The sequence below is a fragment of the Pseudomonas sp. GD03858 genome, assembly GCF_029840925.1.
GTDB lineage: Bacteria > Pseudomonadota > Gammaproteobacteria > Pseudomonadales > Pseudomonadaceae > Aquipseudomonas.
This window is the reverse complement of sequence record NZ_JAOCDM010000033.1, coordinates 16,482-28,370: the sequence shown is the minus strand read 5'-3', so window position 1 is coordinate 28,370 and position 11,889 is coordinate 16,482. Positions and strand designations below refer to the sequence as shown.

The 11,889-nt window shown below is 66.2% G+C and carries 12 protein-coding genes; 9 read left to right on the top strand and 3 right to left on the bottom strand.

Annotated elements, in window-relative coordinates; all coding sequences use genetic code 11:
• Positions 1-51 precede the first annotated feature (51 nt).
• The 3 genes from N5D48_RS11485 to N5D48_RS11475 all read right to left on the bottom strand — a co-directional run bounded on the left by N5D48_RS11485 (position 52) and on the right by N5D48_RS11475 (position 4,738).
• Complete coding sequence (locus N5D48_RS11485; protein WP_279884199.1) at positions 52-2,730, bottom strand: DUF6543 domain-containing protein; 2,679 nt, start codon at positions 2,728-2,730, stop codon at positions 52-54.
• Between the two features lie 110 nt (positions 2,731-2,840).
• Positions 2,841-3,173: an EscU/YscU/HrcU family type III secretion system export apparatus switch protein gene (locus tag N5D48_RS11480; RefSeq protein ID WP_279884197.1), complete on the bottom strand. Its 333-nt coding sequence runs from the start codon at positions 3,171-3,173 to the stop codon at positions 2,841-2,843.
• Positions 3,170-4,738, bottom strand: a complete 1,569-nt coding sequence (locus N5D48_RS11475; protein ID WP_279884195.1) for a flagellar hook-length control protein FliK — start codon at positions 4,736-4,738, stop codon at positions 3,170-3,172. Before N5D48_RS11475 ends, N5D48_RS11480 begins: the two co-directional genes overlap by 4 nt.
• A gap of 243 nt (positions 4,739-4,981) precedes the next feature.
• Here N5D48_RS11475 and ccmA point away from each other — a divergent pair, with 243 nt between their 5' ends.
• From ccmA to ccmI, 9 genes are read left to right on the top strand one after another with little or no spacing between them, the layout of a single operon-like run.
• Positions 4,982-5,614: a cytochrome c biogenesis heme-transporting ATPase CcmA gene (gene ccmA, locus N5D48_RS11470; RefSeq protein ID WP_279884193.1), complete on the top strand. Its 633-nt coding sequence runs from the start codon at positions 4,982-4,984 to the stop codon at positions 5,612-5,614.
• A complete protein-coding gene (ccmB, locus tag N5D48_RS11465; RefSeq protein WP_279884191.1) occupies positions 5,611-6,279 on the top strand; it encodes a heme exporter protein CcmB in 669 nt (222 codons plus the stop codon). Before ccmA ends, ccmB begins: the two co-directional genes overlap by 4 nt.
• A gap of 46 nt (positions 6,280-6,325) precedes the next feature.
• Positions 6,326-7,093 carry a heme ABC transporter permease gene (locus tag N5D48_RS11460; protein WP_279884189.1) on the top strand — a complete coding sequence of 256 codons (768 nt, stop codon included), beginning with the start codon at positions 6,326-6,328 and terminating at the stop codon, positions 7,091-7,093.
• Complete coding sequence (gene ccmD / locus N5D48_RS11455; RefSeq protein ID WP_011534872.1) at positions 7,090-7,266, top strand: heme exporter protein CcmD; 177 nt, start codon at positions 7,090-7,092, stop codon at positions 7,264-7,266. The genes N5D48_RS11460 and ccmD overlap by 4 nt, the downstream gene beginning before the upstream one ends.
• Complete coding sequence (ccmE, locus tag N5D48_RS11450; protein ID WP_279884187.1) at positions 7,263-7,718, top strand: cytochrome c maturation protein CcmE; 456 nt, start codon at positions 7,263-7,265, stop codon at positions 7,716-7,718. The genes ccmD and ccmE overlap by 4 nt, the downstream gene beginning before the upstream one ends.
• 11 nt (positions 7,719-7,729) lie before the next feature.
• Positions 7,730-9,703, top strand: coding sequence for a heme lyase CcmF/NrfE family subunit (locus N5D48_RS11445; RefSeq protein ID WP_279884221.1), 1,974 nt, complete (start codon positions 7,730-7,732; stop codon positions 9,701-9,703).
• A complete protein-coding gene (locus N5D48_RS11440; RefSeq protein WP_279884185.1) occupies positions 9,700-10,236 on the top strand; it encodes a DsbE family thiol:disulfide interchange protein in 537 nt (178 codons plus the stop codon). Before N5D48_RS11445 ends, N5D48_RS11440 begins: the two co-directional genes overlap by 4 nt.
• The gene (locus tag N5D48_RS11435) at positions 10,233-10,709 is read left to right on the top strand and encodes a cytochrome c-type biogenesis protein CcmH (RefSeq protein ID WP_279884184.1); all 477 of its coding nucleotides are present in this window, start codon (positions 10,233-10,235) and stop codon (positions 10,707-10,709) included. The genes N5D48_RS11440 and N5D48_RS11435 overlap by 4 nt, the downstream gene beginning before the upstream one ends.
• On the top strand, positions 10,702-11,889 hold the full coding sequence (ccmI, locus tag N5D48_RS11430) for a c-type cytochrome biogenesis protein CcmI (protein WP_279884182.1): 1,188 nt from the start codon (positions 10,702-10,704) through the stop codon (positions 11,887-11,889). The genes N5D48_RS11435 and ccmI overlap by 8 nt, the downstream gene beginning before the upstream one ends.

Sequence of the window (11,889 nt, the reverse complement as noted above, 5' to 3'; positions counted from 1 at the left end):
TAAGTCTGTCGTGGGCCAAGTGGGGCAGGGCGCGCCGCCTGGCCCACGGCCTCAGGTCTGGTACCAGCTGTGCGCGTGGCCGGTGCCGGCGACATGGTTGAGTGGCAGGTACTGGTCGTACAGCAGGTTCAACTGCCGGATGCTGAGATGGCGTGCGCCGTCGATAACCGGGGAGACCATCAGGTTGCAGGCTTCGCGCAGTTGCTTGAGCCAGGGTAGTGTTCGGTCGATCACGTCATTGAGCACGCCAGGGCCGGTCAGCCGGTTCAGCTGCCGGGCATAGTCGAGGAAGGCCTGGGGATCGGACTGGTGGTCGGGGCGCTGATCGTAGAAGGTCCTGGCCCGTGTGAAGCGCTGGAAGATTTCCTCGGAGATGGCATCCAGCGTCGGGTTGCCTGGATGGCTGCCGATCAGGCTGGTGTTGTACTGGATGTACATGCCCAGTTGGTCATTGGAGACCGGCGGGCTGAGCAGCAGTCCATCGTGCGTGGTTTCCAGCGGCAGCGAGACCACGGGCGCGCTCAGCGCAGCTTTGGTTGCCGGGTGCAGCATGTCGTCGGCGTCGATGTACAGGCCGCCCAGGCGCTTGAGGACGCGATAGCGCAAGATGTCGCTGGCCGAGCTGAAGTTCGTCGCCACGCCGCCGTTGCCCTCGATGGCGGCGTTGAACTGGCTGAAGTAGGGGCTGGCGAGAAACTCCAGGTAGAAGGATTGCTTTTCCAGGGGCAGAACGCTGAGACCCGGCGCATGTGCCGCGAGCAGCGCCACACTTTGCGCATAGACACTGGAGGACCGGCTCGAGAGGTACAGTCGGTATGGCACGGCGCTTCCCTGCAGGATCTTGGCGTTGTGGGCGATGGCGGCGAGGTAGGGTTGCCCGATCACCTGGTCGCCGATCCACAAGCTGAACAGATGGCGCGGGATGGCGGTGCGCTTGAGTGCATCGAGCGCTGTGAAGTCCAGAGGGAGCTCGACGTGGATGCCCAGTGCCTGGAGGGTGCGCGTGCGGTCAGCGTCAGTTACTTGCCGGTTAGACGCCTTGAGCCTGACCAGCCCCGGTCCGCCGTCGTCCGGGACGACATAGCGGCGTGGCTCGCGCAGACGGCTTTCCCCTTGTCTGATGAAGCTGTCGCTGGCGAGCTCATACTCCACCTGCGACTGCGTCAGCTCTCCATCGTCATGGATCAACGCATAGAAACGATGCTGCAGGGCGCTGTCCACGCGTGTCAGCAGGTATTGCAGGGCATGGCCAGGCACAGGCCTGAGCGTTTGTTCGTCGCGAAAGGCCAGTTCGAACCCCTCGACTTCGTTCGGCGCTCCTTCCCGCGCTTCGAGCAAGGCGCGGACAGGAATGAAGCCGGGACGCCGGAAGGCGAACACCTTCGGTACGCCGGGCAGCATCGAATGAATGACGGGCAAGGCATTGAGCAGGCCGAACACCTGGTCCTGGACGCCCTGGACCTTGGCCTCCAGGGTCTTGCCGTCGATCACCTGCTCCAGCCCCATGGCGAACTCCAGCAGGCCGCCCACTGCCAGCAATGGCGCCAGCCCCGGGACAATGACGGCGATGGGGGCCAGCAGGTTGAGGCTGCTGCGCACGTAACCGCGCAGGCGAGCTTCCTCGACCTGAGCGTTGCTGGTGATCTGATTGTCGGCGTCCTGATAGGAGCGGGTCTTCATATGCTCGGCCAGGGTCACGAACAGGTCGCCGTGAATGACCGGGCTGTAGTGGTCGGCCCGATAGTTGATCATGTCGTCCGGGCGCCAGATGCCACTGGTGGCGAAGCCGCTGTGATCGACCGAGAAGCGATGGGCCTGTGGGTACCGTGCCAGCCCGGTCAAGGCGGTTTCCAGGCCGCTGTAATCGAGGCCGTCCGGGCGGTCGGCCGGGTTGAAGGCGTTCAGCAGGGCCTGGCGGCGATCAGGCGTACGGCACTGGACGGCGAACCAGGTTTTCATCGCCGAGGCACTGGCGAACTCGTGCAGCGGCGACGAGTTACCGGGAATGTAGAGCACGGTCAGGCCGCTGTGTGTGTCGCTCAGGCAGACGATGGCGCTGGAGACATAGCCGTACACATTCAACATGCGCCGTTGAACGTGCTCGTATTCGTCCGGCAGCAGTCCCGCTGCCTGCCAGATCAACCGTTGCGCGGGTTGCGACAGGCTGCCAGCGGCCACCTGGCGGTTGCAGGCGGTGATCATGGCGATCTTCAGGGCGCGTTGGTACACAGCCTGGTTGTTGCGCCAGTAGCTATCCAGGCTTTGCTTGAAGTGTTCGTTGAAATGCTGGCCCCAGACGAACGCCTGGAAGTCCTCGGCCCTGGCGGGCAATAGCGTGTCGGGTGCCAGGCGTAGCGGCGAGGTACGTTGGTACAGGCCATTGAAGATCAGGTAGCCGCTGCTGTTCTCGAGCGGGCCGGGCGCTTGCAGCCGCTCGACCAGCGTCAGAGCCCCCATGGGCGCCAGCCCGGCCCAGTCGCCGACATGCAGGCCGGCATAGCCCTCGGCCGTCTCGCCCTGCCAGTTGCTCAGCATGGCCTGCACCAGCCCGAGGCGACGGCTGATCACGGCTTGCTCCCTGTAGTGCTTGCGCCCTTCGCCCAGTGGCTCGAACTGGTAGTGCAGGGTCACGACGTCGATGTCGTCCGGTGCGAGGGCGATGGTGTGCGTTTTCAGCCAGTCGGACAGGGCCTGCCGGGCGAGCGGGATGGGTTGGGGGAAATCGTTCAATGCCGCACTCGCGAGTGCGATGGCTGCTGAGGGGGATTCGATCATGGGTTCGACCCTTGAATGCGTGGAGCCCTCAAGGGTCGGGGACGATGGCCAGGCCGTGGCACTAGTTATTGCTTTGGCAGGTACAACAGCTCAGGCGTGACATCACGTTCCTCGGGCGGCGAATCCTGGAAGCCCACCGGCACCCGCCCACGCAGCTGCCAGGCGAAGGCGATGATCTCGGCAATGGTCAGGTACAACGCTTCGGGAATCTGCTCGCCCAACTCCAGGCGCGCCAGCAAGCGTACCAGCTCGGGGTTCTCGTAGATCGGCACTTCGTGCTCGCGGGCGATGGCGAGGATGGCCTCGGCCAGCTCGTCGTCGCCCTTGGCGCTCAAGGTCGGGGCCTGTTGGCCGTCGTAGCTCAGGGCGATGGCCTGGCGCGGTGGCTTGTGCTTCATGCGGTTTCGTCCACCCAGCGTTGTTCGAGGCGAGTACGTGGGCCTTGCGGGGGGATGCCGGGGTGGCACTCCAGGTCGCCGACATCCAGGCCCCGGGCCAGCAGACGATCGCGCAGATTGCCCAGTTGGCTGTCGATCAGGCGGGCGGTGCTTTCCTGCTGTGCCCAGAGTTGGCCGCAGAGCTTGCCCTGCAGCAGTTGCGCCTGGACCTGCAGAGGGCCCAGGGGCGAGAGGTCGAAGGCCAGCTCGATGCGCCACAGGGCTTCCAGTGGATCGTGCTGTTCGCGCTCACGGTCGGCCTGCTGCTTCGGTGTTTCCTCGCGCTGCAACTTGACCTGCAGCGGCACGAACTCCTGACCGTGGCGTACGGGAATCTCGGTTTGCCAGGTGGTTTGCTGGTTGCCGTTGTCCAGGGTGCCGCTCTGTTGCAGGCTCGACAGCGCGTGACTCTGCAGACGCGAGATGGCGGCCGCGGCCAGGCGCAGCAGTTGCTGCAGGTCGCTTTCGCTTTCCAGCATCTGCAGCAGGCGTGAGGGCAGTGGGAACGCGCTGGGCTGCGGGCGCGGACTGACCTGGCCGAGCATGCCCAGGGCATTGCGCGCCAGGCCGGGCATGGCCTGGGCGAGGGCGCCGGTGGTCAGCGCTGGGGTCAATGGCGGATGAGCGGACCCGCTGGGCGAGGCCTGGGCCATCAGCCTGATCAATTGGGCCTTGAGGTCGGGAGCGACGCCGCTGGTCAGCCCGCCAAGCAGCTTGGACTCCAGGAACGAACCACTGTCGTTGAACGCCTGAGCCAGGCTCCTGGGCTCGCCCAGTTGGCGAGCTTCCGGCAGGCTGGCGAGCAGGCGTTGGGCGCTGGCGCGCAACTCGGAACTGGCATCCGGAGCGCTGGCGACCCGCTGAAGGGCATCGAGCACGCCCGACAACGATGCCTGCTGGTTCTGCTGGGATGACAGGTGCTGAGTGATGGCCAGTTGGTCCTTACGGCCGCTCAGGGGCACGAAGCGCAGCGATTGATCGGCCTGTACCAGGGCACTGAGCAGGCTGCCGACGGCGAGTCGACGCGGGCTGTCGATGGCCAGGGTGGCGCCCGCCTGACTGCTGTTGAGCAGGCTGACCAGGGAGCGGAAACTGGCCGGCTCGCCGGAGGGCTGCGCTAGCGCCTGGCTGGTCAGCACCTTGCCCTGCAGCAAGGTGCCCACCGGCATCTGGCGGCTGTCCAGTTGGGTGAGCACCGCGACATTGCTGGCGTTGACCTGCTGCACCATGACCGCCAGGCGGCTACCTTCGGTCTGGCTGACGGTGATCTGACTGCCGGGGAGCATGGGCTGGCTGGCACTGGTCAGTAGCTGGGTCTGGTTGCCGTTGGCCTGGGTGAGCCGCAGCAGCATCTGGAAGTCCTGGCCGACCTGGCGCAGCGTCACGACTTCGGCGTTCGCCGTTTCGCCGGGTGCCAGCAGGCCAGGCTGGGCCTGCAGCAGACGCAGCAGTTCGCCGGTCATGGCGGCCCGCGTCGCCTGGGGGCTTACCGCGGTTTGTGCGGCGAGACTATTGATTTCAGTCATGATTGTATACAACCTGTCGGACCAGCCCTCTTGGCAGCGCGGCAGTGCGTGTAATAATGCCGCGCGCCTGACTGCCAGTATAACGGCAGGACCGAGGGCGACTTGAGACACAAGGCTCAGCGTCAGTGTCATCTGCTTCGCGGGTAAACCCGCTCCCCCAGGTTCGGCATGATCCCTGTGGGAGCGGGTTTACCCGCGAAGCAGGCGACAGCGGACATGAGCCCAACCGCATAAGGCAAAACCGTGACCCTTCACCTCCAAGCTGTGGGCCTGGCCTGCGAGCGCGACTGGCGACTGCTGTTCGAGCACCTGCACTTCGAACTGCAGCCCGGCGACATGCTGCAGATCGCCGGCCCCAACGGCAGTGGCAAGACCAGCCTGCTGCGCCTGCTGGCCGGTCTGATGCAACCCACCGCCGGGCAGATCCTGCTAGGCGGTCAGCCTTTGGCCGAACAGCGCCATGCGCTGGCCAGCATCCTGTTGTGGATCGGCCATGCCGCCGGCATCAAGGACCTGCTCAGTGCTGAAGAAAACCTCGCCTGGCTTTGCGCCCTGCACCAGCCTGCCAGCCGCGACGCGATCTGGCAGGCGCTTGAGGCAGTCGGCTTGCGCGGTTTCGAGGACGTTCCCTGCCACACGCTGTCGGCCGGCCAGCAACGCCGGGTCGCCTTGGCCCGTCTGTACCTGGACAGCCCGCCGCTGTGGATTCTCGACGAACCCTTCACTGCCCTGGACAAGCAAGGCGTCGCCCAGCTCGAGGCGCACCTGGCGGCGCATTGCGAGCAGGGCGGTACCGTGGTGCTGACCACCCATCACACGCTCGAACGCAAGCCTGGCGGCTACCGCGAGCTGAACCTGGGGCAGTGGACGGCATGAGCGTATTCCTTCTGCTGCTGCGCCGTGAGGCGCGCCTGCTGTTCCGTCGCCCGGCGGAGTTGGCCAACCCGCTGGTGTTCTTTGCCATCGTCGTCGCCCTGTTTCCGCTGGCGGTCGGTCCCGAGACACAATTGTTGCAAACCTTGTCACCTGGATTGGTCTGGGTCGCGGCCTTGCTGGCGGTGCTGCTGTCGCTGGACGGGCTGTTTCGCAGCGATTTCGAGGACGGCTCGCTGGAGCAGTGGGTGCTGTCACCGCACCCGCTGGCCATGCTGGTGCTGGCCAAGGTGCTGGCACACTGGATCTTTTCCGGCCTGGCGCTGGTATTGTTGGCGCCGCTGCTGGCCTTGATGCTCGGCCTGCCGGCCAACTGCCTGCCGGTGCTCCTCGCGTCCTTGCTGCTGGGCACGCCGGTGCTGAGCCTGCTGGGCGCGGTGGGCGCGGCGCTGACGGTCGGTCTCAAGCGTGGCGGTCTGCTGCTGGCATTGCTGATTCTGCCGTTGTATATCCCTGTATTGATCCTGGGCAGTGGTGCGTTGCAGGCGGCGTTGCAGAATATGCCGGCCACCGGCCATCTGCTCTGGCTCGCCAGCCTGACGGCCCTGGCAGTGACACTGGCACCCTTTGCGATCGCGGCCGGGCTGAAGATCAGCGTCGGCGAATAACGAGTCCCGGGCATCGCAGCCCGGCCAATACCCTGGATGTACCCTGATGAAAATTAGCTGGACGTGGTTCCACAAACTGGGCTCCCCCAAATGGTTCTATGCCATCAGCGGCCGCATGCTGCCATGGCTGACCGTTTCCGCCATCCTGCTGCTGCTGGTCGGCATCGTCTGGGGCCTGGCCTTCGCGCCCCAGGACTACCAGCAGGGCAACAGCTTTCGCATCATCTATATCCACGTGCCGGCGGCGATGCTGGCGCAGTCGTGCTACGTGCTGCTGGCCGTGGCCGGGGTGGTGGGCCTGGTGTGGAAGATGAAACTGGCCGATGTCGCCCTGCAGTGCGCCGCGCCCATCGGCGCCTGGATGACCGCGGTGGCGCTGGTCACCGGGGCGATCTGGGGCAAGCCCACCTGGGGCAGCTGGTGGGTCTGGGATGCGCGCCTGACCTCCATGCTCATCCTGCTGTTCCTGTATTTCGGCATCATCGCCCTGGGCCAGGCCATCAGTAACCGCGACAGTGCGGCCAAGGCCTGTGCGGTGCTGGCGATCGTCGGCGTGGTGAACATCCCGATCATCAAGTATTCGGTGGAGTGGTGGAACACGCTGCACCAGGGCGCCACCTTCACCCTGACCGAAAAACCGGCCATGCCGGCCGAGATGTGGCTGCCGCTGCTGCTCACCGCGCTGGGCTTCTACTGCTTCTTCGGCGCCGTGCTGCTGCTGCGCATGCGCCTGGAAGTGCTCAAGCGCGAGGCGCGCGCCAGCTGGGTCAAGGATGAGGTGCTGGGCCAGCTCGCACGGGAGGTGGCACGATGAGTTTCGCGTCGTTCAGTGATTTTCTCGCCATGGGCCACCATGGCCTGTACGTCTGGTCGGCCTACGGTATCTGCCTGGCGGTGCTGGCGCTCAATGTCGCCGCACCCCTGCTGGCCCGTCGCCGCTACCTGCAAGAAGAGGCGCGTCGTCTGCGCCGGGAGAGCAAACCGTGAATCCGCAGCGCAAGAAACGCCTGTTCATCATCCTCGGCCTGCTGGCCGGTGTCGGCGTCGCCGTGGGCTTCGCCCTGAGCGCGCTGCAGCAGAACATCAACCTGTTCTACACCCCGACCCAGATCGCCAACGGCGAGGCGCCGCTGGACACCCGCATCCGCGCCGGCGGAATGGTCGAGAAAGGCTCGGTGCAGCGCTCTGCCGACTCGCTCGACGTGCGCTTCGTGGTCACCGACTACAGCAAGTCGGTGCCGATCACCTACCGCGGCATCCTTCCCGACCTGTTCCGCGAAGGGCAGGGCATCGTCGCCCTTGGCAAGCTCAACGCCGACGGTGTGGTGGTGGCCGACGAGGTGCTGGCCAAGCACGATGAGAAATACATGCCGCCGGAAGTCACCAAGGCCCTGAAGGAAAGCGGCCAGGCCGCCAGCGACGCAGGAGTCAAACCATGAATGCGGCCCTGGTGATCCCCGAACTGGGCCAACTGGCGATGATCCTGGCGATCTGCTTCGCCGCCGTGCAGGCCACCGTGCCGCTGCTCGGCGCCTGGCGTGGCGACAGCCTGTGGATGGGCCTGGCGCGGCCGGCCGCCTGGGGGCAGTTCGCCTTCCTGGCCTTCGCCTTCGCCTGCCTGACCCATGCCTTCATGACCGACAATTTCTCGGTCGCGTATGTCGCCAGCAACTCCAACAGCGCCTTGCCCTGGTACTACAAGTTCAGCGCCGTGTGGGGCGCGCACGAAGGCTCACTGCTGCTGTGGGCGCTGATCCTCGGCGGCTGGACCTTCGCCGTGTCGGTCTTCTCGCGCCAGCTGCCGCAGGTGATGCTGGCCCGGGTGCTGGCGGTGATGGGCATGATCAGCGTGGGCTTCCTGAGCTTCCTGATCATCACCTCCAACCCGTTCCAGCGCCTGTTGCCACAGGTGCCGGGCGATGGCCGCGACCTCAACCCGCTGTTGCAGGACTTCGGCCTGATCGTCCACCCGCCGATGCTGTACATGGGCTACGTGGGCTTCTCGGTGGCCTTCGCCTTTGCCATCGCCGCGTTGCTGGGCGGGCGCCTGGACGCGGCCTGGGCGCGCTGGTCGCGGCCCTGGACCATCGTCGCCTGGGCGTTCCTCGGCGTGGGCATCACCCTCGGCTCCTGGTGGGCCTACTACGAGCTGGGCTGGGGCGGCTGGTGGTTCTGGGACCCGGTCGAGAACGCCTCGTTCATGCCCTGGCTGGTGGGCACCGCGCTGATCCACTCGCTGGCGGTCACCGAAAAGCGCGGGGTGTTCAAGAGCTGGACCGTGCTGTTGGCCATTGCCGCGTTCTCCCTGAGCCTGCTGGGGACCTTCCTGGTGCGCTCCGGCGTGCTGACCTCGGTGCATGCGTTCGCCGCCGACCCGTCCCGTGGCGTGTTCATCCTGATCTTCCTGTTGTTCGTGGTCGGCGGTTCGCTGACCTTGTTCGCCCTGCGCGCGCCTGTGGTCAAGAGCCAGGTGGGCTTTGCCCTGTGGTCGCGCGAGACCCTGCTGCTGGCCAATAACCTGGTGCTGGTGGTGGCCGCGTCGATGATCCTGCTCGGCACCCTCTACCCGCTGGTGCTCGATGCCCTGACCGGGGCCAAGCTGTCGGTTGGTCCGCCGTACTTCGACGCGTTGTTCCTGCCGCTGATGGCCCTGCTGATGGTGGTACTCGGCGTGGGCGTGGTGGTGCGCTGGAAAGACACCCCCGGCAAGTGGCTGGCGGGCATGCTGACTCCGGTGCTGATCGGCAGCGCGGTGCTGGCGCCGGTCGCCGGCCTGATCGTCGACGACTTCGACTGGCCGGCCCTGAGCGTGTTCGCCCTGGCCGCCTGGGTGGTGCTCGGTGGCGTGCGCGATATTCTCGACAAGACTCGCCACAAGGGGCTGCTCAAGGGCCTGGGCGGCCTCGGCCGCAGCTACTGGGGCATGCACCTGGCGCACCTGGGCCTGGTGGTGTGCGCGCTGGGCGTCGTCCTGTCGAGCAACAACAGCGCTGAACGCGACCTACGCATGGCGCCGGGCGAAAGTGTCGAGCTGGGCGGTTATCACTTCCTGTTCGAAGGCGCCAAGCATTTCGAGGGGCCGAACTTCATTTCCGACAAGGGCACCATCCGAGTCTCGCGCGACGGTCGTGAAGTCTCGGTGCTGCACCCGGAGAAGCGCCTGTACACGGTGCAGCAGTCGATGATGACCGAGGCTGGCATCGACGCCGGCTTCACCCGCGACCTGTATGTCGCCCTGGGCGAGCCGCTGGAAAATGGCGCCTGGGCCGTGCGGGTGCATATCAAACCTTATGTCCGCTGGATCTGGCTGGGCGGTCTGCTGACCGGCCTGGGCGGCCTGCTGGCGGCCCTCGACCGACGCTACCGCGTCAAGGTCAAGACCCGGGTGCGTGAGGCCCTGGGCGTGTCTGGAGCGACTGCATGAAGCGTTGGATCATGGTGGTGCCACTGGTGGTGTTCCTGCTGGTGGCGGTCTTTCTCTACAAGGGGTTGTTCCTCAAACCCGACGAACTGCCTTCGGCGATGATCGGCAAGCCGTTCCCGGCGTTTTCGCTGAGCACGGTGCAGGGCGACCGCACGCTGACCCAGGCCGACCTGATCGGCCGCCCGGCGCTGGTCAACGTGTGGGGCACCTGGTGCCCGTCGTGCAAGGTCGAGCACCCGTACCTGAACCAGCTGGCCGAGCAAGGCGTGGTGATCCATGGGGTCAACTACAAGGACGACAACGCCGCCGCGCTGAAGTGGCTGGCCGAGTTCCACAACCCGTACCAGCTCAACATCGCCGACCAGCAAGGTTCGCTGGGCCTGGACCTGGGCGTGTACGGCGCGCCGGAAACCTTCCTGATCGACGCCAAGGGCATCATTCGCTACAAGCACGTGGGCGTGGTCGATGCCACGGTGTGGCGCGAACAGCTGGCGCCGCTGTACCAGGGCCTGGTCGACGAGGCCCGGCCATGAGGCGCTGGCTGGCGGCCGCCGTGCTCGGCCTGAGCCTGGCCAGTGTGGCCAAGGCGGCCATCGATACCTACCAGTTCCGCGACGACGCCGAGCGTGAGCGCTACCAGCAACTGACCAAGGAACTGCGCTGTCCCAAGTGCCAGAACCAGGATATCGCCGACTCCAACGCCCCGATCGCCGCCGACCTGCGCCGCGAGATCTTCCGCATGCTGGGCGAGGGCAAGAGCAACCAGCAGATCGTCGACTTCATGGTCGATCGCTATGGCGACTTCGTGCGCTACAAGCCGGCGCTCAGCGGGCGCACCTGGCTGCTCTGGTTCGGTCCCGGGATCCTGTTGGCCGCAGGCTTCGTGGTGCTTGCGGTGATCGTCCGCCGTCGCCGCAGCCAGGCCGTGGCCGGCACCTCCGAACTGTCCGCCGACGAACGCGAACGTCTCGCCAAACTGCTGGATAAAGAACGCACCCATGACTGAATTCTGGCTCAGCGCGGGCCTGTTGCTGCTCGCCGCCCTGGCTTTCCTGCTGCTGCCGATCCTGCGGGGGCATCGCCACCAGCAGGCCGAACAGGACCGTACCGCACTCAATGTCGCGCTCTACGAGGAGCGTGTCGCCGAACTGACCGCGCAGCAGGCGGCCGGTGTGCTCGACAGCGAGCAACTGGCCAAGGGCCGCGACGAAGCCGCTCGCGAGCTGCTGGCTGACACCGAGCGCAGCGAGGCGACGCGCCAGGGGCGCCTGGGCAAGGCCGTGCCGGTGCTGGCGGCGGTTCTGGTGCCGGCCATGGCCCTGGGCCTGTACCTGCACTTTGGCGCGGCGGACAAAGTCGAGCTGACCCAGGAGTTCGCCAACGCACCGCGATCGATGGAAGAGATGACGACGCGCCTGGAACGCGCGGTGCAGGCCCAGCCGGACTCGGCCGAAGGCCTGTACTTCCTGGGCCGGGCCTACATGGCCGAGCAGCGGCCGGCGGATGCGGCCAAGGCCTTCGAGCGCGCCGTGAAGCTGGCCGGGCGCCAACCCGAGTTGCTCGGGCAATGGGCGCAATCGCTGTACTTTGCCGCCGACAAGCAGTGGTCGGCGCAGGTGCAGGCCCTTACCGACGAGGCCCTCAAGGCCGATCCGCGGGAAGTCACCAGCCTGGGCCTGCGCGGTATCGCCGCCTTCGAGGGCGAGCGTTACCAGGAAGCCATCGACTACTGGCAGCGCCTGCTGGCGCAACTGCCCGAAGGCGATGCGTCCCGCGCCGCGCTGCAGGGTGGTATCGACCGCGCAGCCGACAAGCTCAAGGCCGGCGGCGGCAAGGTCGTCGAAGTGGCGCGTCTGAAGGTGCGGGTCGAGCTGGCCGCGGCGCTCAAGGACAAGGTGCGCCCGGACGACACGGTGTTCATCTTCGCCCGCGCCAGCAATGGTCCGCCCATGCCGGTGGCGGCCAAGCGAGTGACCGTGGCGCAGTTGCCGATCGAGGTGGAGCTGTCCGATGCCGACGCGATGATGCCGCAGATGAAACTGTCGGACTTCGCCGAAGTCCAACTGGTGGCCCGCGTCTCACGCGCTGGCGTGCCGACCCGTGGCGAGTGGAAGGGCCAGAGTGCCCCGTTGGCCACCGCCACCCAGGCCACCCAGCACCTGACCATCGACAGCCCCGATACATAA